The organism is Thiohalocapsa marina, assembly GCF_008632335.1.
GTDB lineage: Bacteria > Pseudomonadota > Gammaproteobacteria > Chromatiales > Chromatiaceae > Thiohalocapsa > Thiohalocapsa marina.
Map to the genome: position 1 here is coordinate 22,520 of NZ_VWXX01000008.1, position 23,104 is coordinate 45,623.

Annotated in this window: 16 protein-coding genes; 4 read left to right on the forward strand and 12 right to left on the reverse strand. The window is 66.5% G+C overall.

Annotation, left to right across the window (positions count from 1 at the left end; all coding sequences use genetic code 11):
• The first annotated feature begins 26 nt into the window (after positions 1-26).
• A complete protein-coding gene (locus F2Q65_RS07895) occupies positions 27-317 on the forward strand; it encodes an integration host factor subunit beta (protein WP_150092143.1) in 291 nt (96 codons plus the stop codon).
• Between the two features lie 130 nt (positions 318-447).
• Here F2Q65_RS07895 and F2Q65_RS07900 read toward each other — a convergent pair whose 3' ends face one another.
• A complete protein-coding gene (locus F2Q65_RS07900) occupies positions 448-852 on the reverse strand; it encodes a PilZ domain-containing protein (protein ID WP_150092145.1) in 405 nt (134 codons plus the stop codon).
• Positions 853-1,064: 212 nt separating this feature from the next.
• Between F2Q65_RS07900 and F2Q65_RS07905 the strand changes: the two genes are divergently transcribed.
• Both F2Q65_RS07905 and F2Q65_RS07910 read left to right on the forward strand, forming a co-directional pair.
• Positions 1,065-2,249, forward strand: a complete 1,185-nt coding sequence (locus F2Q65_RS07905) for an efflux RND transporter periplasmic adaptor subunit (RefSeq protein ID WP_246156058.1) — start codon at positions 1,065-1,067, stop codon at positions 2,247-2,249.
• On the forward strand, positions 2,246-5,374 hold the full coding sequence (locus F2Q65_RS07910) for an efflux RND transporter permease subunit (protein ID WP_150092150.1): 3,129 nt from the start codon (positions 2,246-2,248) through the stop codon (positions 5,372-5,374). The genes F2Q65_RS07905 and F2Q65_RS07910 overlap by 4 nt, the downstream gene beginning before the upstream one ends.
• Before the next feature lie 42 nt (positions 5,375-5,416).
• Here the strand turns inward: F2Q65_RS07910 and dnaE are convergent, their stop codons facing one another.
• From dnaE to gloA, 6 genes are all read right to left on the reverse strand, one after another.
• On the reverse strand, positions 5,417-9,067 hold the full coding sequence (gene dnaE, locus F2Q65_RS07915; protein WP_150092152.1) for a DNA polymerase III subunit alpha: 3,651 nt from the start codon (positions 9,065-9,067) through the stop codon (positions 5,417-5,419).
• Positions 9,068-9,136: 69 nt separating this feature from the next.
• Positions 9,137-10,897, reverse strand: coding sequence for a bifunctional isocitrate dehydrogenase kinase/phosphatase (aceK, locus tag F2Q65_RS07920; RefSeq protein ID WP_150092154.1), 1,761 nt, complete (start codon positions 10,895-10,897; stop codon positions 9,137-9,139).
• 3 nt (positions 10,898-10,900) lie between these two features.
• Positions 10,901-11,410: a ribonuclease E activity regulator RraA gene (gene rraA, locus F2Q65_RS07925; RefSeq protein WP_150092156.1), complete on the reverse strand. Its 510-nt coding sequence runs from the start codon at positions 11,408-11,410 to the stop codon at positions 10,901-10,903.
• Between the two features lie 147 nt (positions 11,411-11,557).
• Positions 11,558-12,874 (reverse strand): isocitrate lyase, encoded by a 1,317-nt coding sequence (gene aceA / locus F2Q65_RS07930; protein ID WP_150092158.1) that lies wholly within the window; start codon positions 12,872-12,874, stop codon positions 11,558-11,560.
• Between the two features lie 172 nt (positions 12,875-13,046).
• Positions 13,047-14,198 carry a glycerate kinase gene (locus F2Q65_RS07935; RefSeq protein ID WP_246156070.1) on the reverse strand — a complete coding sequence of 384 codons (1,152 nt, stop codon included), beginning with the start codon at positions 14,196-14,198 and terminating at the stop codon, positions 13,047-13,049.
• A 53-nt stretch (positions 14,199-14,251) separates the two neighbouring features.
• Positions 14,252-14,635 (reverse strand): lactoylglutathione lyase, encoded by a 384-nt coding sequence (gene gloA, locus F2Q65_RS07940; RefSeq protein ID WP_211353998.1) that lies wholly within the window; start codon positions 14,633-14,635, stop codon positions 14,252-14,254.
• 258 nt (positions 14,636-14,893) lie between these two features.
• On the opposite strand from gloA, the gene F2Q65_RS07945 reads away from it, so the two are divergent.
• Positions 14,894-15,502: a SagB/ThcOx family dehydrogenase gene (locus F2Q65_RS07945; protein ID WP_170265598.1), complete on the forward strand. Its 609-nt coding sequence runs from the start codon at positions 14,894-14,896 to the stop codon at positions 15,500-15,502.
• Positions 15,503-15,709: 207 nt separating this feature from the next.
• On the opposite strand, the gene fba is transcribed toward F2Q65_RS07945, so the two are convergent.
• The 5 genes from fba to tkt form a co-directional block, all read right to left on the reverse strand.
• Positions 15,710-16,774, reverse strand: coding sequence for a class II fructose-bisphosphate aldolase (fba, locus tag F2Q65_RS07950; RefSeq protein WP_150092166.1), 1,065 nt, complete (start codon positions 16,772-16,774; stop codon positions 15,710-15,712).
• 106 nt (positions 16,775-16,880) lie between these two features.
• Complete coding sequence (pyk, locus tag F2Q65_RS07955) at positions 16,881-18,323, reverse strand: pyruvate kinase (protein ID WP_150092168.1); 1,443 nt, start codon at positions 18,321-18,323, stop codon at positions 16,881-16,883.
• A 47-nt stretch (positions 18,324-18,370) separates the two neighbouring features.
• A complete protein-coding gene (locus F2Q65_RS07960; protein WP_150092170.1) occupies positions 18,371-19,552 on the reverse strand; it encodes a phosphoglycerate kinase in 1,182 nt (393 codons plus the stop codon).
• Between the two features lie 169 nt (positions 19,553-19,721).
• A complete protein-coding gene (gap, locus tag F2Q65_RS07965; protein ID WP_150092172.1) occupies positions 19,722-20,723 on the reverse strand; it encodes a type I glyceraldehyde-3-phosphate dehydrogenase in 1,002 nt (333 codons plus the stop codon).
• Between the two features lie 150 nt (positions 20,724-20,873).
• Positions 20,874-22,886 carry a transketolase gene (gene tkt, locus F2Q65_RS07970; protein ID WP_150092174.1) on the reverse strand — a complete coding sequence of 671 codons (2,013 nt, stop codon included), beginning with the start codon at positions 22,884-22,886 and terminating at the stop codon, positions 20,874-20,876.
• Between the last annotated feature and the right edge of the window lie 218 nt (positions 22,887-23,104).

Genomic DNA, 23,104 nt, shown 5'->3' on the forward strand with positions numbered 1-23,104 from the left:
CTAACCAGGGAGACGCTGAAATCACCATGACACGCGCAGAACTGATCGAACGTCTCACCGCGCAGCAGCCCCACCTGACCGAGACGGACATCGAACTCGCGGTGAGGACCATCATCGACCAGCTCAGCGACGCCCTGGCCGGCGGCGAGCGGATCGAGGTGCGCGGCTTCGGCAGCTTCACGCTGCGCTATCGCAGTCCACGGATCGGGCGCAACCCCAAGTCCGGCGAGCCCGTGTCCGTCGACGGCAAGCACATCCCCTACTTTCGCCCAGGCAAGGAACTGCGCGACCGGGTGAACGCGGCGGCGCATCCCTGACGCCCAGGGAACTGCTGAATCAGACCTGTCGCAAACGAGAATGATGCAGAAACCTGGAAACCGCGTTTTCAGCTTTCGTGCGAATTTTCGGCCTTGATCGGATCAGGCTGGCCAATAAATCAGCGTCTCCCTACGGCGACGCCGCCTCCCCGTCGCGCGCCACCACCAGCTCACGCAGGCGCTGGCGATCCGCCTGGCTCAGTTCCTCCAGCTGCACGCCCAGGCGATAACGCTCCTGATGCGCCGCCCGCGCGACCCAGCGCACCACACCGACGGCACGGACAGGCACAGAGAACGGCTCCTGGCCGCCCTGGGCCTGCGGATCTGCGGGGTCAGCGGCCGGATCGATCTCCATCAGCAGCCGCGTCTGCACCGGAAACAGCGTCGGCGACAGCAGCATCAGACCCAGCTCGCTGAGGTCCTCCGCCAGCAGCGCCCAGCGTTGAGCCGGATGGCCGATCACACTGACCTGCACCGGGTCACGATAGCCCACCCGCCGATACGCCCGCTTCTGCACCCCGTAGTCGTCTTGCATGGCCCTCGCCTCCGCTGCCGGGCAGGCGGTGCCCGTGCCCTCCGCCGCATCAGTTTAGGCTACACTCGCCCCATCGTCACCCGCCCTGCAGGAATCCCCTGATGTCCCATCGCCGGCTCCCCCGACCCCTTGGCACCCCCTTGCCTGCCCCGCATCCATGCACGGAGGCGACGGGGGGCGTAACCGGAAGCGATGCCCGCCGCAGGGCGCTTGTGCTGGGGCCTCTTCTGGCAACCCTGCTGGTTGCCCTGCCCCTGGCTGGCTGCCGTCAGGAGCCGGCACCGGCCCCGCCCTCGCAGCCCCCCTCCGTGGTCGCGGTGAAGGCCGTCGCCAAACCCATCGAACAGCAGGCCTCGTTCGTCGGCCGTGTGGTCGCAGTCAATCGGGTGGAACTGCGCGCCCGCGTCGAGGGCTTCCTGGACGAGCGTCGCTTCACCGAGGGGCAGCCGGTCAAGACCGGCGACCTGCTGTTCCTGATCGAGCCGGACCAGTACCAGGCGGCGGTGGAGCAGCGCCAGGCGGACGTGCAGAAGGCCGAGGCCGACCAGCTCAACACCAGCGCCCAATTGAAGCGCGGTCAGGAACTGCTGGCGGACGACAACATCGCCCAGGCCAAGGTGGACGAACTGCAGGCGGCGGACTCCATCGCCAAGGCCAACATCGCCCAGGCGCAGGCGGCGCTCAACCAGGCGAAGCTCGACCTGAGCTACACCCGCATCGTGGCGCCGGTGGACGGCCGCATCGGTCTGGCCAGCTACACCGTCGGCAACCTGGTGGGGCCGAGCTCCGGCACCCTGGCGACCATCGTCAGCCGTGACCCTATCTATGTGGAGTTCCCGGTGACCCAGCGCGAACTGCTGGAGGCCCGCGAGACCATCGAGCAGAAGGGCGGCAACGCCAAAAACGTGCAGGTCCGCGTACGGCTGCCCGACGGCAGCCTGTACGAGCAGGTTGGCTACCTGGATTTCGTCAATGTCACCACCGATCCGGAAACCGACTCGGTGACCCTGCGCGCGTCCTTGCCCAACGCCGACGGCACCCTGGTGGACCGCCAGTACGTCGGCGTGTTGCTGCAGTCGGGCACGCCCACAAGCGCCATCCTGATCCCCCAGTCGGCGCTGCAGTTCGACCAGCAGGGGCAGTACGTCATGATCATCGACGCCGACGGCAAGGCCCAGGTGCGCCGCGTCGAGACCGGACAGGCGCGCGGCACCGAGGTCATCGTCAGCGAGGGTCTGAAGGCGGGTGAACTGGTCATTACCCAGGGTATCCAGAAGGTACGGCCCGGTCAGGCGGTGAAGGCAACTCCGGCTCCGGCAGAAACAGCGGCATCTAAATCGACATCGGCATCGGCAGACACAGCGGCACCGGCTGCGGCCAAGGGCGACACGCCATGATCTCCTCCGTCTTCATCGACCGGCCGAGGCTGTCCATCGTCATCTCGGTGGTAGTCACCCTGGCCGGGCTGATCGCCATCGGCCTGATCCCGGTGGCGCAGTTTCCGGACATCGTGCCGCCCCAGGTCACGGTCAGCGCCAGTTATCCCGGCGCCAGCGCCGACGTGGTCGAGTCCACGGTCGCGCAACCCATCGAGTCCCAGGTCAACGGCGTCGACAACATGCTGTATATGCAGTCGACCAGTGCCAACGACGGCAGCTACACCCTGACCGTCACCTTTGCCCTGGGCACCGATCCGGACATCAACACGGTCAACGTGCAGAACCGGGCGAACCTGGCCAATGCCCAGCTGCCGGAAGAGGTGAAGCGCCAGGGGCTCACGGTGCAGAAGAAGTCCAATGCCATGCTGCAGGTGGTGGCGCTGTATTCGCCCAAGGAGTCCTACGACGCCCTGTTCCTGAGCAACTACGCCACCATCAACATCATGGACACGCTGGCGCGGGTGCCCGGCGTCGGCCAGGCGACACAGTTCGGCGCGCTCAACTACAGCATGCGCATCTGGCTGGACGTGGACCGCCTCACGGCGCTGTCGCTGACGCCCACGGACGTGATCAACGCCATCCAGAGCCAGAACGTGCAGGCCGCCGTCGGGCGCATCGGCGCCCAGCCCATGAGCGATGATCAGCAACTGCAGCTGACCCTGCAGACCCAGGGCCGCCTGGCCGACCCGAAGGAATTCGAGCGCATCGTGGTCCGTGCCAAGGCGGACGGCTCCACGGTCCTGGTGCGCGACCTGGGCACCGTGGAGCTGGGCGCCCAGAGCGCCGACGCCTTCAGCCGGCTGGACGGCCACCCCGCCACTGCCATTGCCATCTACCTGGCCCCCGGCGCCAACGCCGTGACCGTTGCGGACGACATCCAGGCGGCCATGGACCGGCTGGCCGAACGTTTCCCGGACGACCTCGCCTACCGCCTGGTGTACGACACCACGGACTTCGTCAAGTCCAGCCTCGAGGACGTGATCCACACGCTGTTCGAGGCGTTCGTGCTGGTCATCATCGTGGTGTTCCTGTTCCTCGGCAGCTGGCGCGCCACCCTGATCCCGCTGGTGGCCGTGCCAGTGGCGCTGGTGGGCACCTTTGCCTTCCTGCTCGCCATCGGCTTCTCGGCCAACACCATCTCGTTGCTGGCGGTGGTGCTGGCCATCGGCATCGTCGTGGACGACGCCATCGTCGTGGTGGAAAACGTCGAACGCATCATGGAAGAGGACGGCCTGCCGCCGCGCGAAGCCGCCAAGAAGGCGATGACGCAGATCACCGGTCCCATCATCGCCGTGACCTTGGTGCTGCTGTCGGTGTTCCTGCCGGTGGCCTTCATCCCCGGCATCACCGGTCAGCTGTTCCAGCAGTTTGCCGCCGTGGTCGCCTTCTCGATGCTGATCTCGGCGATCAACGCGCTGACCCTGTCGCCGGCCCTGTGCGCCGTACTGCTGAAACCCGGCGGCCAGCGACGCGGCCTCATGCGCCATGTGCTCGGCGCCATCGACCGCGTGCGCGACGGCTACGGCCATGCGGTGGCCCGACTGGTGCGCTTCTCCACCCTGGTGCTGCTGGTGGTGGGGGTGTTCGGGCTGGCCACCGGCTGGCTGTTTAAGGTCACGCCCACCGGCTTCCTGCCGGAGGAGGACCAGGGCGCCTTCATGGCCGTGGTGCAGTTGCCCCAGGGGGCGTCGGTGAATCGCACCGCCGCGGTGCTGAAGGAGGTGGAGCAGATCGTCATCGCCGATCCGGCGGTGGAGCACGTGGTCACGGTCACCGGCTACAGCATCCTGGACGGTGCGGTGGAGTCCAATGCCGCCACCGTCATCGGCCGGCTGAAGCCGTTCGACCAGCGCACCACACCGGAGCTGTCGGTGGATGCCGTCATCAACCGGATCGCGGCGCAGACCGCCGGCATCCCCAACGCCCGGGTCATGCCCTTCAATCTGCCGCCCATCATCGGCCTGGGCACCGGCAGCGGCTTCGAATACCAGCTGCAGGATCTGCAGGGCCGCTCGCCGCAGGAACTGGCCGGCGTCATGCGCGCGCTGGTCATGGCGGCCAACCAGGATCCCGCCCTGGAGCGGGTCTTTTCCACCTGGGCCACCGACAATCCGCAGATCTACCTGGACATCGACCGCGACAAGGCGCAGACCCTGGGGGTGCAGATCAGCGATGTCTTCAGCGCCCTGCAGGCCATCCTGGGCGGCTATTACGTGAACGACTTCAACAAGTTCGGCCGCGTCTGGCAGGTCCAGGTCCAGGGTGAGCAGATCGATCGCGCGCGCATCGACGACCTGTACCGTATCCATGTGCGCAACGCCAACGGCGAGATGGTGCCCCTGCGCGCCTTCCTGTCGACGCGCGTGGTGCTGGGTCCACAGCTCATCCAGCGCTACAACAACTACGGCAGCGTGACCATCCAGGGCGAGCCGGCACCAGGCTACAGCTCCGGTGAGGCGCTGGCGGCCATGGAACGGATCTCCGCCAAGACCCTGCCGTCGGGCTACGGCTTCGAATGGACCGGCACCGCCTTCCAGGAGAAGGAGGCTGGCGGCAAGACGCCCATCGTGCTGGGGCTGGCAGTGCTGTTCGCCTATCTGTTCCTGGTGGGGCTGTACGAGAGCTGGTCCATGCCGGCGGCGGTGCTGCTGAGTGTCACCGTGGGGCTGCTCGGCGCCATGACGGCGCTCTGGGTTTCAGGCCTGCCGAACGACCTCTATGCCCAGGTGGGCATCGTCGTGCTGATCGGGCTGGCGAGCAAGAACGCCATCCTCATTGTGGAGTTCGCCATCGCGCAACGCGCGGCCGGGGTGTCCATCCTGGAGGCCGCTGCCGGTGCCGCCAGGCTGCGTATCCGGGCGGTGCTGATGACCAGCTTCGCCTTCATCCTGGGGCTGGTGCCGCTGGTCATGGCCAGCGGCGCCGGCGAGGCAAGCCAGCGGGGCGTGGGTACCGCGGTGTTCGGCGGCATGCTGGCCGCATCACTGATCGGCGTGTTCCTGATCCCGATGCTGTATGTGGTGTTCCAGCGCCTGCGCGAGCGCTTCCACGGCGGCGCCGTCAGCCGGGGTGCCGCAAACTGACCGGCTGACCGGCTTGCGGTCTGGCTTCTGGTCTGGCTCCGCTCAGCCGGCAACCGCCAGACGCGGCGGACCGCCCAACTCCGGCAGGCTCGGGCGCAGCTGCAGTTCGCGCTGGTAGACCACCTCGACCCCGGCATCGCCCAGCAGACGCCGCAGCTGCTTCAACAGGGCATCGGTGGGATCCACACGCCAGGCGTCGCCGCAACGCATCCGGCCTTCGGCGCCGGGACGGCGATAGTGCAGCCGCAACCGCAGGCCCTGCGGGGCACGATGGGCGTCCAGGATCGCATGCAGCGCGCGAATCCGTGTCTCGGCCTGGGCGTGATCATGTGGATCGGCCAGGTCGAGACGCAGCAGCAGATGATCCGCCAGTTCCGCCCGTGCCGCGGCCAGGCTGCGCACCTCGCGGGCGATCAGCGTCCAGCCATTGGTGAAGTCGTCCGGCTTCAGGTTGCCGGACACCACCAGGATGGCGTCCGGCACCAGCAGCTCGCGCACCTGTTCGTAGACATCGTTGAACACGGTCGCCTCGATGCGGCCGGTGCGGTCGTCCAGCGTCAGCGAGGCCATGCGACCTCGGGCGGTCTTGTTGCTGCGCATGGCCACCACCAGTCCCGCCACGCTGCGGCTGTCCCGGTCGCCGCCGCGCAACGGGATCACGCCGGGGCTCGACACCCCCTGCGCCCATTCCAGCAGCTTGCCGATGCGCTGCGACACCATGGCGTTCAGCTCGTTGTCGTAGCGGTTGATGGGGTGCCCGGTCAGATACAGCCCCAGGGTCTCCTTCTCTCCCTGCAGGCGCTGCTCCTCGTCCCAGGCAGGCCAGCGGCGGGCGGCGATCTGCGGATCCGGCTCGCAGGCGTCGTCGGGCGCCGCGTCCAGGGCGCCGAACAGATCACCCTGCCCGGCCTGCTCGCGCTCGTGCTGCTGCTCCGCCAGGCCCAGGGCCAGCGGCAGCTGGTGCATCAGCGTGGCCCGGCCGTCGGCGCCGGCGTCCGCCAGATCATCCAGTGCCCCGGCGCGAATCAGCGCCTCGAGCACCCGCCGGTTGGCCTTTTGCAGGTCGATGCGCCGGCAAAAATCCCAGATGTCCCGGAACGGCCCGTCACGCCGGCGCGCCTCGAGCATTGCCGCGATGGCCGACTCGCCGACGCCCTTGATGGCACCGAGGCCGTAGATCACCGTTCCCCCTGTGGCCTCTTCGCGGTCGTCGGCCCGGGTGCCGCCGTGACTGCTGAACCTGAACTCGGAACGATTGATCTTCGGCGGCTCCACCCGCAGCCCCATGGACCGGCACTCGTCGATCAGTGTCACCACCTTGTCGGTGTTGTCCATGTCCGCCGACAGCACCGCCGCCATGAAGGCCGCCGGATAATGCGCCTTCAGCCACAGGGTCTGATACGAGACCAAGGCATAGGCGGCGGAATGGGATTTGTTGAACCCATAACCGGCAAATTTCTCCATTAAATCAAAGATATAGGTCGCCGTCTTGGGCTCGACACCGCGCTCCGCGGCACCGCGCTCGAAGATGGCGCGCTGCTTGTCCATCTCCTCGGCCTTCTTCTTGCCCATGGCGCGACGCAGCAGGTCGGCCCCGCCCAGGGAGTAGCCGGCCAGCACCTGGGCGATCTGCATGACCTGCTCCTGGTACAGGATCACGCCATAGGTGGGCTTGAGGATGGGTTCAAGGTCCGGATGCGGATAGGCCACCTCGGCGCGGCCGTGCTTGCGGTCGATGAAGTCGTCCACCATGCCGGACTGCAACGGCCCGGGGCGGAACAGGGCCACCAGCGCGGTCATGTCCTCGAAGCTGTCGGGCTTGAGCTTCTTGATCAGCTCCTTCATGCCGCGGGATTCCAGCTGGAACACCGCCGTGGTCTCGCAGCGTTGCAGCAGCGCAAAGGCGTCCGCGTCCTTCGGATCGATCAGATTGATGTCCAGCGGCGCCTGCTGCCGCGCCTGGCGCTCGGCATTGATGGTGGCCAGCGCCCAGTCGATGATGGTCAGGGTGCGCAGGCCCAGGAAGTCGAACTTGACCAGCCCCGCCTGCTCCACATCGTCCTTGTCGTACTGCGTCACCAGGTTCTCGCCGCCGGGCTCGCAGTACAGCGGCGCGAAATCCGTCAGCCGGGTCGGCGCGATGACCACGCCGCCGGCATGCTTGCCGGCATTGCGCGCAACGCCTTCCAGCTTGCGCGCCATGTCGATCAGCGCGGTCACGGCCTCGTCCTGCTCGTAGGCGGCCTTCAGGTCGGCGCTCTCCTCCAGCGCCTTGTCCAGGGTCATGCCGAGCTCGAACGGCACCATCTTGGCAACCTTGTCGACGAAGCCGTAGGGATGCCCCAGCACCCGGCCGACGTCGCGCACCACGGCCTTGGCCGCCATGGTGCCGAAGGTGATGATCTGCGACACCGCGTCGCGGCCGTACTTGCGCGCCACATAGTCGATGACGCGGTCGCGCCCTTCCATGCAGAAATCGATATCGAAGTCCGGCATGGACACGCGCTCCGGGTTCAGGAAGCGCTCGAACAGCAGGTCGTGCTCGATGGGATCCAGATCAGTGATCTTTAGCGCATAGGCCACCAGGGAGCCGGCGCCGGAGCCACGCCCCGGCCCCACCGGGATGCCGTTGTCCTTGGCCCACTGGATGAAGTCCGCAACGATGAGAAAGTAGCCCGGAAAGCCCATCTGGCAGATGACGTCGAGCTCGGTCTGCAGCCGCTCGTCGTAGACCCGGCGCCGTTCGGCGAAATCCGCCGCCGTGCGCTCGAAGGTCCGGTCCAGCCGCCACTCCAGTCCCTTGCGCGCCTCGGCGGCAAAGAAGGAGTCGATGGTCATGCCCTCGGGCACCGGCGAGTCCGGCAGGAAGCTCTTGCCCAGGGTCAGCTCCAGGTTGCAGCGCCGGGCGATCTCGACGGTGTTCTCCAGCGCCTCCGGGATGTCCGAGAACAGCTCAGCCATCTCCTCGGGCGTGCGCAGATACTGCTCCGGGCTGTGGCGGTGCGGCCGGCGGGCGTCATCCAGCGTATGCCCGCTGTGGATGCAGCAGCGCACCTCATGGGCATCGAAGTCCTCGGCCTGCAGGAAGGCCACGTCGTTGGTGGCCACCACCGGCACGCCGCGAGCAATGGCCAGGTCGACGCTCGCCTCGACGCAGGCGTTGTCGCCGTCGCGACCGGTGCGCATCAGCTCCAGGTAATAGCGGTCGTCGAAGGCCCGCAGCCAGTCATCCAGCAGGCCCTCGGCGTCCGCCCGTCGGCCGTTCACCAGCGCCCGCCCCACGTCGCCCTGGGAGCCGCCGGACAGCGCGATCAGTCCGTCCGACGCCTGCAGCACCCAGTCGCGCTGCACCTGCGCCAGCCCCTGCTGCTGGCCCTCGGTGTAGGCCCGCGAGATCAGGCGGGTCAGGTTCTTGTAACCGGACAGGTCCTGCGCCAGCAGCACCAGGCGATGGGGCTTGGCCGGCTCCTCCGGGTTCAGCACCGCCAGTTCGGTACCGGCAATGGGCTTGATGCCGGCCGCCAGCGCGGCCCGGTAGAAGCGCACCAGGCAGAACAGGTTGGACTGATCCGTCACCGCCACCGCCGGCATGCCGGCGGCCGCCGCGGCCTTCACCAGGGGCTTGATACGCACCAGGCCGTCGACCAGGGAGTATTCGGTGTGCAGATGCAGATGGACGAAGCTGGGTTCCATGGAGCCGCATTCTACCCCATCGCTGCCGTACGACCGGATTGCGCCGGTGAATGCTGACTATGCGACGGATCAGGTCGAAGGGGAAGGGTTGGCGGGAAGACGGGCGGACTCCGCGCTGAAACGGCGTTGCAGCGGATAAGGAAAGACATCTTCGACACAGCCGGCGCGGATGGCGGCCTGGCGCGCGCGCCACCAGGCGGGATCGAAGATCTCCTGGTGCAGCGGCAGAAAGGCCTTGCGGAAGCGCGGATCGGTGAGCAGGAAGGTCTCGAACTCCTCCGGGAAGACATCGCCAGGGCCCGCCGTGTACCAGGGCGTCGCGTCGAATTCCATCTCCGGGAAGGGTGGCTCAGGGATGTCGCGGAAGTTGCATTCCTCAAGGTAACAGAGTTCGTCGTAGTCGTAGAACACCACGCGGCCCTGGCGCGTGACGCCGAAGTTCTTGAACAGGAAGTCACCGGGAAAGATGTCCGCCGCCGCCAGCTGCTTGATGGCGTCGCCATACTCCTGCGCCGCATGCACGATTTCATCGTCGTCGGCGCTGGCCAGGTACAGGTTCAGCGGCGACATGCGCCGCTCGATGTAGAGATGCTTGACGATGACCTGATCGCCATCCATCGCAATGGTATTGGCGCACTCGGCGCGCAACAGCGCGATCAGCTCGTCGGAGAAGCGCTCCCGCGGGAAGGCCACGTGGGAGTACTCCCAGGAGTCGGCCATACGCCCCACCCGGTCGTGCAGCTTGACCAGACGGTACTTCTCCTCGACCTGCTCGCGGGTGATCTCCTTGGGCGGCGGAAAGCGGTCCTTGATGACCTTGAATACATAGGGAAACGACGGCAAGGTGAACACGCACATGACCATGCCGCGAATGCCCGGCGCCACCACCAGCTGGTCGCTCGAATAGCGCAGGTGCTTGAGAAAGTCGCGATAGAACTCCGCCTTGCCGTACTTCTGCAGGCCGATGGCGGTATAGAGCTCGGCCTTGCCCTTGCGCGGCATCAGCGGGCGCAGAAAGTCCACCACCGCCGCCGGCACCTCGGTGTCCACCATGAAGTAGGCCCGCGAGAAGCTGAACACGTCGCTGATCTCGTCCTCGCCGGTGAGCAGGGTGTCGACAAAGAGCCCGCCCTGCTCGTCGTTGAGGATGGGGACGACGAAGGGCACCTGATCGGCGCCGTTGATGGCCTTGCCGATGATGTAGGCGGCCTTGTTGCGAAAGAAGGGCTCGCAAAGCACCAACACCTGGAAGTTCTGGTGCCGCGCGCGGTTGGCCGGGAAGCGCTGGCGAATGGCGCGCATCAGGTTGCGCACGTCGTGGCGCAGGTTGCGGAACGGCACCCTGAAGTCCAGATCCATCAGCAGGTCGCCGATGACCTGGGCAAAGCCGTCGCGGGCCGGATAGTAGGGGCGGAAGATGGGCACCTCCGCCTCCAGATGCTCGGTGGAGAGCATCGGCCAGACGAAGATGTGAGCGTTGTTGTAATAGCGGCGGTCGAACAGCCGGCAGAAGACCGAGTTGTAGAAGGTCTCCGCTAGCTCCGGCTGACGGTGCTGGGGCAGCAGGCGGGAGTATTCGATCTTGACCCGCTTCCACAGGCCAGATTCGGCACTGCGCAGGTGGAACTCCCGGCGCAGCACGGCCACGGTCTCGGACACGCGGCAGTCGTAGAAGTCGATGCGCTCCCGTGCCGTGATCTGCACGCCGGTCCAGTCCGCCTGCTCGAACCGCCGTCGGGCCGCTGCGGTACTCTCGCGGAACAGCCGGTAGTGACGATCGAACCCATCGAGGATGGCCTCGGCGACCTGCTTGGCTTCGACCCAGGCCATGGGTCAGTTTCCCGTCTGCACCTGATCCGGCAATAGCGGCGCATCGGCGATCAGCAGGCCGTCGCCGTCACCATAGACCCAGTCCCCCGGACACACTTGCACCCCGGCGATCTCCACCGGCAGATCACGCTGCCCTTCGCCACGCCGGACGCTCTTGCGCGGGATCGCCGCCAGCGCCTTGATGCCGAGATCCATGGTCGCCAGCCGCGCGCTGTCACGCACACAGCCCTGAATGACAACGCCGGCCCAGCCATTGCTGACCGCGCTCTCGGCGATCAGGTCGCCGAGCATGGCGCAACGCAACGAGCCGCCGGCGTCCACCACCAGCACCCGCCCTGCCCCTGCCTCAGCCAGGGTCTCCTTGATGCGGGAATTGTCCTCGAAACACTTGACCGTCACCGCCTGGCCAAAAAAGCGCGTGCGCCCGCCAAAGTCACGAAACACCGGCGCGCAGACACGGACGGTCTCGCCATGGGTGTCGTACAGATCTGCGGTACTGAATTCAGGTGGCATGGAGCATCTCCGGCCAGGCGACTGTAAAGATTAACCGCAGAGCCGCGGAGGACACAGAGCACGGAAGAGAATACTTCAAGATGAAGCCTCCGTGTCGTCTCTGCGTTCTCTGCGACTCTGCGGTAAGACTTGAAGCTGGCAGCTCTCTTAGAACTGCTCTTCTTCGGTGGAGCCGGTCAGCGCGGTCACGGACGACGCACCGCCCTGGATGGTGGTGGTGACGTCGTCGAAATAGCCGGCGCCCACCTCCTGCTGATGGCTGACGAAGGTGTAGCCCTTGTCGCGAGCCTCGAACTCCGGCTGCTGCACCTTCTCGACATAGTGGCGCATGCCCTCGCCACGGGCGTAGTCGTAGGCCAGATCGAACATGTTGTACCACATGTTGTGGATTCCGGCCAGGGTAATGAACTGGTACTTGTAGCCCATCTCCGAGAGCTCGTCCTGGAACTTGGCGATGGTGGCGTCGTCCAGGTTCTTCTTCCAGTTGAACGACGGCGAGCAGTTGTAGGCCAGCAGCTTGTTCGGGTTCTTTTCCAGCACCGCCTGGGCAAACTCGCGGGCGAAGCCCAGGTCCGGCGTGCCGGTCTCGCACCACACCAGGTCGGCGTAGGGGGCGTAGGCCAGGCCGCGGCTGATGGCCTGCTCAAGGCCGTTGCGCACCCGGTAGAAGCCCTCGGCCGTGCGTTCGCCGGAGACGAAGGGCCGGTCGTTGTCATCCACGTCCGAGGTCAGCAGATTGGCCGCTTCGGCGTCGGTGCGCGCCAGCACCAGCGTGGGCACGCCACAGACGTCCGACGCCAGGCGCGCGGCGACCAGCTTCTGCACCGCCTCTGCCGTGGGCACCAGCACCTTGCCGCCCATGTGGCCGCACTTCTTCACCGCCGCCAGCTGGTCCTCGAAATGCACGCCGGCAGCACCCGCGGCGATCATGTTCTTCATCAGCTCGAAGCCGTTGAGCACGCCGCCGAAGCCGGCCTCGGCATCGGCCACGATGGGCAGGAAGTAATCGATGAAGCCCGCATCGCCGGGACCAACACCCTTGGACCACTGGATCTCGTCGGCGCGCTTGAAGGCATTGTTGATGCGCCGCACCATGGTCGGCACCGAGTCATAGGCGTACAACGACTGATCCGGGTACATGGTCTCGGAGGTGTTGCCGTCGGCGGCAACCTGCCAGCCGGACAGGTAGATGGCCTCGATGCCGGCCTTGGCCTGCTGCAGGGCCTGCCCGCCCGTGATGGCCCCCATGCAGTTCACATAGCCCTTCTTGGCACCGCCGCGCACCAGCGACCAGAGTTTCTCGGCACCGTTACGGGCATAGGTATATTCTGGCTGCACGCTGCCGCGAAGCCGCACGACGTCTGCTGCGCTATAGCCGCGCTTCACGTCGGTCCATCGGGGGTTTTCGGCCCAGTCGGTCTCCAGGGCCTGGATCTGCTGCTCACGGGAAAGGGGCTGGCTCATCACATTCTCCTCAGTGAAATTCGACCGGTGCCCGTTGCGCGCCACGCGGAGGCGCCGCTGGCGGTGCACCGGCTAATCGTTGACCGAACGCGTCGGTTTAGGAGAAGGTACTCGCTGGTCCAGTATGTGAAAAGCCAATTGGATAAATTTTAGCTATTGGTTTTGCGAATCCTCATTGCACCGCAGACCGACGCCCGGCGATGAAGATGCGCAGCACCTGCTCCGCCGCCCGCTCCAGCAGCCGCTGGGCCTGCGCCTGTGCCCGCTCCAGCGTCATTGGCTCGTGGCACAGGCTGACCAGCGCCTGAAATCCCGCCGCCTGCGGATCGGCCAGCCCGCCATCTTCACCCCAGGGTACTGCCCCGGCAATGCCGATGCAGGGCACGCCCAGCCGCGCCGCGCGCGCCGCGACCGCCCCGGGGGCCTTGCCGAAACCGGTCTGGGCGTCGATGCGCCCCTCCGTGGTCAGCACCAGATCGGCGCCGCACAGGTGGGTGTCGAAGTCCACCAGATCCAGCACCAGCTCGGCGCCGGGGCACAATCGACCGCCGCAAAAGGCGATCAGTCCCGCACCCAGCCCGCCCGCCGCCCCCGCGCCGGGCAGATCCCGCACATCAACGCCAAGGTCGCGCCGGACCAGGTGTGCCAGATGGGCAAGCCCCTGCTCGAGCAGCTCCACCTGCTCCGGACGCGCGCCCTTTTGCGGGGCATAGGTCCGCGCCGCGCCCCGGGGTCCGAGCAGCGGGTTGTCCACATCGCAGACCACATCGATTCGCGTGCCGGCAACGCGCGCATCGACCCCGTCGACGTCGATCCGCCGTATGCGCGCCAGATTGCCGCCCACCGGCGCCACCTGCTCGCCCGCACCATCCAGAAACCGGTAGCCGAGCGCGGTGGCCATGCCGATACCGCCGTCGTTGGTGGCGCTGCCACCAAGGCCGATCACCAGCCGCTCGGCGCCAAGATCCAGCGCCCGCCGCATCAGCTCGCCGCTGCCGCGGGTCGTGGTGGCCGTGGGATCGCGCTCCGGCCCCGCCAGCAGCGCCAGCCCACTGGCCAGGGCTGTCTCGATAATGGCCGTGCGCCGGGCCGGCAGCCAGGCAACCGGTGCCTCGACCTGACCCCGGCGTGGGCCGGCAACCCGAAAGCGCAACAGCTCCGCCCCCAGAGCAACACCAAGCACCTCCAGCAGTCCGTCGCCGCCATCCGCCACCGGCAGCTGCACGATCTCCGCACTCGGCAGGGCCCGCCGCACCCCCGCCGCCAGGGCATCCGCAGCGACACTGGCGGTGCAGCTATCCTTCAGCGCATTGGGTGCAAGCACGATCTTCAACTGCCCCTGCCTCCGTCGGGGTTATCCTTGTCCAGTAGGCGAGCTCAACGCCTGCCGATCATCTCGACCGGATAGCCGTCCGGGTCTTCGATGAACGAGATGATGGTGGTGCCGGCATTCATCGGGCCGGCCTCGCGCAGGATCCTGGCGCCTTTCTGGCGTGCTGCCTCGGTGGCCTGGTACACGTCGTCCACCTCGATGGCGATGTGGCCATAGGCGTCGCCCAGGTCATAGCGGTCAGTGTCCCAGTTGTGGGTGAATTCGATCACCGTGTTGTCCGATTCATCCCCATAGCCGACGAATGCCAGGGTGAAACGCCCCTGCGGATAGTCCTTCTGCCGCAGCAACCGCATGCCCAGCACCTGGGTGTAGAAATCGATCGAGCGCTGCAGGTCGGTGACCCGCAGCATGGTGTGCAGGATTCTCATGTCGTGCTCCTCTGGTGTCAGGCGGACGGATTGCGGATATAGTCTACTTGACCCCACCCAGGTCTTGTCTTTCGCTTCGCGGTGTGTGGACCCGACCTGGCCCCTATTCTTGACCCAGCGTCCCTGATCGGGATTGAGGCTATCCGCATGCGTCGGGACATGGGCCATCTGGTGTATTTGGCGATTGTGCTAAGCCTTGCGATAGCGCTGATTTCCATGGCGCTCATTTGGCAGGCGCCGGACACTAAGGAGCCGAGCATGGCCGAGCAGACAGATTACGCACTCCCGCCGCCCACGATGGCCTCGGACGTTCCACTGCAGGCGGTCCTCCGCGGCCGCCGGACCGTTCGAGCCTTTGCGCCAAGGCCGATCGCTCTGACGGATGTGGCACAACTGCTCTGGGCCGCCCAAGGCATCACATCCGACAGGGGGCTGCGAACGGCGCCCTCGGCCGGCGCCCTCTACCCCCTGGAGCTGCACTTGGTGGCCGGCGAGGTCGAGGGGCTGCCCGCGGGAAGCTACCGTTACAGCCCGCGGCATCACCGTCTACGGCTGGAGGTGCCGGGTGACCTGCGGGCAGCCGTTGCCGCCACGGCCCTGCAGCAGGACTGGCTCGCCCAGGCCCCCGCACTGGTGGTGGCGGGCGCCGTCGAAGCGCGGACCATGGTGAAATATGGCGAGCGGGGGATTCGCTATGTGCACATGGAGGTCGGGCATGCGAGCCAGAACCTGTTGCTTCAGGCGGTCGCCTCGGGGCTGGGCGGCGCCACGGTCGGGGCCTTCAACGACGCGCGTCTCAAGCACCTGCTCAAGCTGCCGAAAGCGGAATTGCCACTGCTGATCCTGGCGGTCGGGCATCCGCGCTAGCGCTGCTGCGAGGCACCGACACGCCGCCAGCGTTTCGCAGCTTCCTGGCGAACTGCAGACCACAAGCATGGGGTGATGCTGGCCGCACAAAAAAGGGGCGCCAGGCGCCCCTTTATCGTCAGTCTCGACCGTCGATCCCCGATCCCGCGACCCCCACCCAGGCAGGGGGCAGGAGTCCGAGGACCGGGGTCGCGGGTGCCGCTTAGATCACTTGATCTTCGGGTCGAGCTCGCCCTTGGCGTAACGCGCGGTCATGTCATCCAGCGACATCACCTTGATCTTGCTGGCGTTGCCGGCGGTACCGAAGGCCTCGTAGCGCGCCTTGCAGATGTCCTTCATGGCCACGGTGGCAGCGGCGAAGTACTTGCGCGGGTCGAAGTTCTTGGTGTTCTGCGCCAGGTGGCGACGGATGGCACCGGTGGAGGCCATGCGCAGGTCGGTGTCGATGTTGACCTTGCGCACGCCGTTCTTGATGCCCTCGGCGATCTCCTCGACCGGCACACCGTAGGTCTCGCCCATGTCGCCGCCAAACTCGTCGATGATCTTCAGCCAGTCCTGGGGCACCGACGAGGAGCCGTGCATGACCAGGTGGGTGTTGGGGATGCGGGCGTGGATCTCCTTGATGCGCTCGATGGCCAGGATGTCACCGGTCGGCGGACGGGTGAACTTGTAGGCGCCGTGGGAGGTGCCGATGGCGATGGCCAGGGCGTCGACGCCGGTCTTCTTGACGAAGTCCGCGGCCTCTTCCGGATCGGTCAGCAGCTGGTCGTGACTCAGGGTGCCCTCGGCGCCGATGCCATCTTCCTCGCCGGCCTGGCCGGTTTCCAGGGAGCCCAGGCAACCCAGCTCGCCCTCCACCGAGACGCCGCAGGCGTGGGCGATCTCGACCACCTTGCGGGTGATGTCGACGTTGTATTCGTAGCTGGTCGGGGTCTTGCCGTCCTCGCCCAGGGAGCCGTCCATCATCACCGAGCTGAAGCCCAGCTGGATGGAGCGCTGGCACACCGGCATGGAGGTGCCGTGATCCTGGTGCATGCACACCGGGATGTGCGGCCATTCCTCGATGGCGGCCAGGATCAGGTGACGCAGGAAGGGCGCGCCGGCGTACTTGCGGGCACCGGCGGAGGCCTGGACGATGACCGGGGAGTCGGTCTCGTCGGCGGCCTCCATGATGGCGCGCATCTGCTCCAGGTTGTTGACGTTGAACGCCGGCACACCGTACTGATGCTCGGCGGCGTGATCCAGCATCTGACGCAATGAGATCAGGGCCATTAGGGTTCTCTCCTCTGCTTTCTCTCGGACTGAAGTTGAACGGACTCGTCAGGGTTTCGGTAGACCGACTGGCAGATGGCCGGGCAGCCGACCGGACCCAGCTCGGCTAGTCGTCGGCGAGCAGCTCGTGCTCGCCGACCCGCATGATCTTCATGATGTTGGTCTGCCCCTCGACACCGGAGCGGTCGCCCTTGGTGATGATCACCAGATCGCCGTCCTGCACCGTGCCGCTGCGCTTGAGTTCCTCGATGACCTCGCGGTTCACCTCGTGGATGTTGGTACTGACCACGTCGAACCGAACCGGGTAGACACCCCGGAACAAGGTCACCTTGCGCTGGGTGAGGGGCTGGCGGGTCATGGCGTAGATGGGGATGCCAGAGCTGATGCGCGACATCCATTTGACCGCCGAGCCGGACTCGGTGAGCGCGGCGATGGCCTTCACACCAAGATGGTTGGCGGTATACATAGCGGCCATGGCGATGGACTCGTCGACCCGGCCGAAGACCGAGTCGATGCGGTGGCCGGAGCGACGGGTGTTCTTCTCGGCCTCGAGACAGATCCGGTCCAGGGCCTCGACCACCTTGGGCGGATTCCTGCCGATGGACGACTCGGCGGACAGCATGACCGCGTCGGTGCCATCCAGCACCGCGTTGGCAACGTCGAACACCTCGGCGCGGGTCGGGATCGGATGCTCGATCATCGACTGCATCATCTGTGTGGCGGTGATGACCACGCTGTTGCGATCCCGCGCCAGGCTGATCAGGCGCTTCTGCACCGCCGGCAGCTCGGCATCGCCGATCTCCACGCCCAGATCACCCCGGGCCACCATGATGGCATCGGCCGCGTCGATGATGTCCTCCACCGCCCGCAGGGCCTCGGCCCGCTCCACCTTGGCGACGATGCCGCCATGGCCACCGGCCTCGCGAAACAGCTCCCGCGCCAGCCGCACATCGTCGCCGTTGCAGACGAACGAAACCGCCAGATAGTCGGCGTCGAGCTCGGCAGCAAAGGCGATGTCGGCCTTGTCCTTGTCGGTCAGCGCCGGCGCCGACAACCCGCCACCCTTCTTGTTGATGCCCTTGTTGTTGGACAGGGTGCCACCGACCACCACCTGGCAGTGGATGCGGGGGCCGTCGACCTCGTCCACCAGCAACTCGATGGCGCCGTCGTCCAGCAGCAGGGTATCGCCCGCGGCGACATCGTCCACCAGGCTCGGCAGGGTGGTGCCGACGCGGGACTGGTCGCCGGCGTCCAGCGGACACTCGGCATCGATGGTGAAGCGCTCGCCGCAGAGCAGCTGGATCGGGCCCTGGGCGAACTTGCCGATGCGGATCTTCGGTCCCTGCAGGTCCATCAGCAGGCCGACCTCACGACCGGCGGCGGCAGCGCGCTCACGCAGCAGGGCGGCGCGGGCGCGGTGCCGGTCGTGGCTGTCGTGGGACAGGTTCAACCGCACCACGTCGAGTCCGGCGCGAAGCATCGCGTCGAGCACCTCGGGTTCGTCCGTGGCCGGGCCGAGGGTGGCGATAATCTTCGTACGTCTTGGCATGCTTGATTCTCGTCTGACGTGATGCGGTCGCGGGTTTGCGGGTGGTCTCAGGCCTTGGCCCGGGCCTCCAGCATGGCCACGGCGGGCAGGGTCTTGCCTTCGAGGAATTCCAGGAAGGCGCCGCCGGCGGTGGAGATGTAGGACACGCGGTCGTAGATGTCGTACTTCTGGATCGCGGCGATGGTGTCGCCGCCGCCGGCCAGGGTGAAGGCGTCGGTCTCGGCAATGGCCATGGACACGGTCTTGGTACCTTCGCCGAACTGGTCGAACTCGAACACGCCCACCGGGCCGTTCCAGACCACGGTGCCGGCCTTGCTGATGATGTCGGCCAGTTCCTTGGCGCTGTCCGGGCCGATGTCGAAGATCATGTCGTCGTCGGCAACCTCAGCCGCCGGCTTCAGCACCGCGGGCTCGTTCTCGTCGAACCGCTTGCCGCAGACCACGTCGGTGGCGATGGGGATGGTGGCGCCGCGGGCGGTCATCTTTTCCATCAGGGCCTTGGCGGTGTCCACCAGGTCATCCTCGCAGAGGGACTTGCCGACGTTGTGGCCGGCGGCCTTGAGGAAGGTGTTGGCAATGCCGCCGCCGACCACCAGCTGGTCCACCTTCTCCGACAGGGCCTCGAGCACGGTCAGCTTGGTGGAGACCTTGGAGCCGCCGACGATGGCGACCATGGGCCGGGCCGGCTGGGCCAGGGCCTTGTTCAGCGCATCCAGTTCCTCTGCCAGCAGCAGACCGGCGCAGGCCACCGGCGCAAACTTGCCGGCGCCGTGGGTGGAGGCCTGGGCACGGTGGGCGGTGCCGAAGGCGTCCATGACATAGACGTCACAGAGGGCCGCGTACTGCTTCGACAGGGCCTCGTCGTCCTTCTTCTCGCCCTTGTTGAAGCGCACGTTCTCCAGCAGCACCAGCTCGCCGTCGGCGACCTCGGGGGCGGCGTCCAGATAGTCCTTCACCAGGCGCACCTCGCGGTCGAGCTTGGCGCCCAGGTCGGCGGCCACCGGCGCCAGGGAATTCTCATCGGAGTAGACACCCTCTTCCGGGCGGCCCAGGTGGGACATGACCATGACCTTGGCGCCGGCCTCCAGGCAGTGCCTGAAGGTGGGCATGGACGCGGTGATGCGCGCGTCGGACGTGACCTTGCCGTTCTTGACCGGCACGTTCAGATCGGAGCGGATCAGCACCCGCTTGCCGGCGAGATCGAGGTCGGTGAGCTTGGTGAAGGACATGGCTGTCTTCCTCAGTGAATCATGCTGTTGATGAAAGCGATCTGGAAAGCCGTAAAGGGCTTTCCGGATGGCTCATTGGGGCGAGCTACCAGCCTCCAGCCTCCAGCCTCCAGCGAAGAGCATGCTTCCCTGGTAACGCATATCTGGCTGGAAGCTGGCGGCTGGCCGCTTACTTCGCTACATGCTCGACCAGGCGCAGCATGTTGCAGGTGTAGCCGTACTCGTTGTCGTACCAGGCGACGATCTTGACGAAGGTGGAGTCCAGCATGATGCCGGCCCCGGCGTCGAAGATGGACGGGGTGCCGTGGCCACGGAAGTCGGTGGAGACCACCTTCTCGTCGGTGTAGGCCAGCACGCCGGCCAGGTCGCCGGACTCGGAGGCGGCCTTCATGGCGGCACAGATCTCTTCGTACTTGGCCTCCTTGTTCAGTTCAACGGTCAGGTCGACCACGGAGACGTCGGAGGTGGGCACGCGGAAGGCCATGCCGGTGAGCTTGCCGTTGAGTTCCGGCAGCACCTTGCCGACGGCCTTGGCGGCGCCGGTGGAGGACGGGATGATGTTCTCCAGGATGCCGCGACCGCCGCGCCAGTCCTTCATGGAGGGGCCGTCGACGGTCTTCTGGGTGGCGGTGGCTGCGTGCACGGTGGTCATCAGGCCGCGCTTGATGCCCCAGTTGTCGTGCAGCACCTTGGACACCGGCGCCAGGCAGTTGGTGGTGCAGGAGGCGGCGGAGACGATGGCCTGGCCGGCGTAGGTGTTGTGGTTGACGCCGTAGACGAACATCGGCGTGCTGTCCTTCGACGGCGCGGACTGGACGACCTTCTTGGCGCCGGCCTCGATGTGCTTCTGGCAGGTCTCTTCGGTGAGGAAGAAGCCGGTGCACTCGATGACCAGCTCGGCGCCGATGTCGCTCCACTTCAGGTTGGCCGGGTCACGCTCGGCGGTCAGGCGGATCTTCTTGCCATTGACGATCATGGTGTTGCCGTCGACGGCGATGTCGCCCTGGAAGTTGCCGTGCACCGAGTCGTACTTGAGCATGTAGGCCAGGTAGTCCGGCTCGAGCAGGTCGTTGATGCCGACCACCTCGATGTTCGGGAAGTCCTTGGCGATCGCGCGGAAGGCCATGCGGCCGATACGGCCGAAGCCGTTGATACCAACTTTCAGGGTCATTGACGTACTCCTGGTGGATGAAATTGGGGTGGATGAAATTGGGGTGGATGAAAACCGGCAGTCTGTCGCCGCACCGGCACTACCCGGGCACCGCGGGGATTGCGCGGGGGAGCCACGAGCGGGTGCGGCGGTGCGGCGAGGGATCGATGCCTAGAGCAGGCTGTTCACGGCCTCGACCACGGCGTCGGTGGTGACGCCGAAGGCCTTGTAGACGTCGCCGGCCGGGGCCGACTCACCGAAGGTGTCGACACCGATGACCTTGCCGTGCATGCCGACGTACTTGGGCCAGAGGCTGGAGACGCCCGCCTCCACGGCCACGCGTGCACGCACGGCATCCGGCAGTACGGACTCCTTGTAGGTGGCGTCCTGGGCATCGAACGCATCCATGGACGGCATGGAGACGACCCGCACCTGACGGCCGGCCTGGGCCAGCTGCTCGGCGGCGGCCATGGCCAGTTCCACCTCGGTGCCGGTGCCGATGATGATGGCGTCCGGCGTGCCGTCACAGTCGCGCAGGATGTAGGCGCCCTTCTCGATGGCGCGGAGCTGCGCGTCGGTGCGCGGCATGTGCGGCGCGTTCTGGCGCGAGAAGATCAGCGCCGTGGGGCCGCCGGTACGCTCGATGGCCAGCTTCCAGGCCACCGCGCTCTCAACCGCGTCGCAGGGGCGCCAGGTGGACATGCGCGGGGTCAGGCGCAGGATGGACACCTGCTCGACCGGCTGGTGGGTGGGGCCGTCCTCGCCCAGGCCGATGGAGTCATGGGTGTAGACGAAGATGGGGTTGATCTTCATCAGCGCCGCCATGCGCACGGCGTTGCGGGCGTACTCCATGAACATCAGGAAGGTGGCGCCATAGGGCTTGAAGCCGCCGTGCAGCGTGACGCCGTTCATCACCGCGGACATGCCGAACTCGCGCACACCGTAGTAGACATAGTTGCCGGAGGCGTCCCGGGGACCGACGCCCTTGCAGCCGGACCAGAGGGTCAGGTTGGAGCCGGCCAGGTCGGCGGAGCCGCCAAGCAGTTCTGGCAGCAGCGGGCCGAAGCCGTTGAGTGCGTTCTGCGAGGCCTTGCGGGTCGCGATCTTCTCGGCCTTGGCGTCGACCGCCTTGATGAAGTCCCAGGCCTTGGCGTCGAAGTCGGCGGGCAGTTCACCGCGCATGCGCCGCTCGAACTCGTCCGCCTCGGCGGGGTGCTCGGCACGGTAGGCGGCGAAGCGGTCGTTCCAGGCGGCCTCGGCCTCGGCACCCCGTGACCGGGCATCCCAGCCGGCGTAGACGTCATCGGGGATGTGGAACGGGCCGTGCTTCCAGCCCAGGGCCTCGCGGGTCAGCGCGATCTCGTCGTCGCCCAGGGGCGCGCCGTGACACTCCTCTTTGCCCTGCTTGTTCGGCGAACCGAAGCCGATGATGGTCTGGCAGCAGATCAGGGTCGGCTTGTCGCTGACGGCGCGGGCCTCTTCGATGGCCGTCTTGATGGCATCTGCGTCATGGCCGTCCACCTTGCGGATCACATGCCAGCCGTAGGCCTCGAAACGCTTCGGCGTGTCGTCCAGGAACCAGGCCGGGGTGTCGCCGTGGCCGCGGACCTCGCCATCGATGGAGATATTGTTGTCGTCGTAGAAGGCAATCAGCTTGCCCAGACCCAGCGCACCCGCCAGGGAGCAGGATTCGTGGGAGATGCCTTCCATCAGGCAGCCGTCACCGAGGAAGCAGTAGGTGTAGTGGTCGACGATATGGTGGCCGGGCTTGTTGAACTGGGCCGCGAGCACCTTCTCGGCCAGGGCCATGCCGACGGCGTTGCTGATGCCCTGCCCCAGCGGACCGGTGGTGGTCTCGACACCGGGGGCGTAGCCGTATTCCGGATGTCCCGGGGTGCGCGAATGCAGCTGGCGGAACTGCTTCAGGTCCTCGATGCCGAGGTCATAGCCGGTCAGATGCAGCAGCGAATAGATCAGCATCGAGCCGTGACCGTTCGAGAGCACGAAACGGTCGCGGTCGGCCCAGTCCGGATTGGCCGGATTGTGCTGCAGGTAGTCGTTCCAAAGGACTTCGGCGATGTCCGCCATGCCCATCGGCGCGCCCGGATGGCCGGACTTGGCCTTCTGCACCGCGTCCATGCTCAGCGCGCGCACGGCGTTCGCAAGATCTTTGCGTGAGGACATAAGTCGCTCCTGTCGTCTCGTTATTGATGATGATTCGCAGACTGCGGCCGACCGCCAGCGCGGACCGGCTTTGGGTGAGGCGGATGGAACGGACACGGCAGGGCGCCCTGGTTTCCCCGGTCGACATCGGCGTATTGTGACCCAGAACGCCTGCGTCTGCCAGAACGCTGCCCGTCTCCAGTCGGCAAAACGATTTATTAATCCCTAATATTAAGGAT

Coding starts and splice junctions, on each gene's coding strand:
- fba (WP_150092166.1), bottom strand. CDS start 16,774: ATGGCCCTGATCTCATTGCGTCAGATGCTGGATCACGCCGCCGAGCAT.
- F2Q65_RS07895 (WP_150092143.1), top strand. CDS start 27: ATGACACGCGCAGAACTGATCGAACGTCTCACCGCGCAGCAGCCCCAC.
- rraA (WP_150092156.1), bottom strand. CDS start 11,410: ATGCCACCTGAATTCAGTACCGCAGATCTGTACGACACCCATGGCGAG.
- gloA (WP_211353998.1), bottom strand. CDS start 14,635: ATGAGAATCCTGCACACCATGCTGCGGGTCACCGACCTGCAGCGCTCG.
- tkt (WP_150092174.1), bottom strand. CDS start 22,886: ATGTCCTCACGCAAAGATCTTGCGAACGCCGTGCGCGCGCTGAGCATG.
- aceK (WP_150092154.1), bottom strand. CDS start 10,897: ATGGCCTGGGTCGAAGCCAAGCAGGTCGCCGAGGCCATCCTCGATGGG.
- F2Q65_RS07910 (WP_150092150.1), top strand. CDS start 2,246: ATGATCTCCTCCGTCTTCATCGACCGGCCGAGGCTGTCCATCGTCATC.
- F2Q65_RS07900 (WP_150092145.1), bottom strand. CDS start 852: ATGCAAGACGACTACGGGGTGCAGAAGCGGGCGTATCGGCGGGTGGGC.
- aceA (WP_150092158.1), bottom strand. CDS start 12,874: ATGAGCCAGCCCCTTTCCCGTGAGCAGCAGATCCAGGCCCTGGAGACC.
- pyk (WP_150092168.1), bottom strand. CDS start 18,323: ATGCCAAGACGTACGAAGATTATCGCCACCCTCGGCCCGGCCACGGAC.
- dnaE (WP_150092152.1), bottom strand. CDS start 9,067: ATGGAACCCAGCTTCGTCCATCTGCATCTGCACACCGAATACTCCCTG.
- F2Q65_RS07960 (WP_150092170.1), bottom strand. CDS start 19,552: ATGTCCTTCACCAAGCTCACCGACCTCGATCTCGCCGGCAAGCGGGTG.
- F2Q65_RS07945 (WP_170265598.1), top strand. CDS start 14,894: ATGGCCGAGCAGACAGATTACGCACTCCCGCCGCCCACGATGGCCTCG.
- gap (WP_150092172.1), bottom strand. CDS start 20,723: ATGACCCTGAAAGTTGGTATCAACGGCTTCGGCCGTATCGGCCGCATG.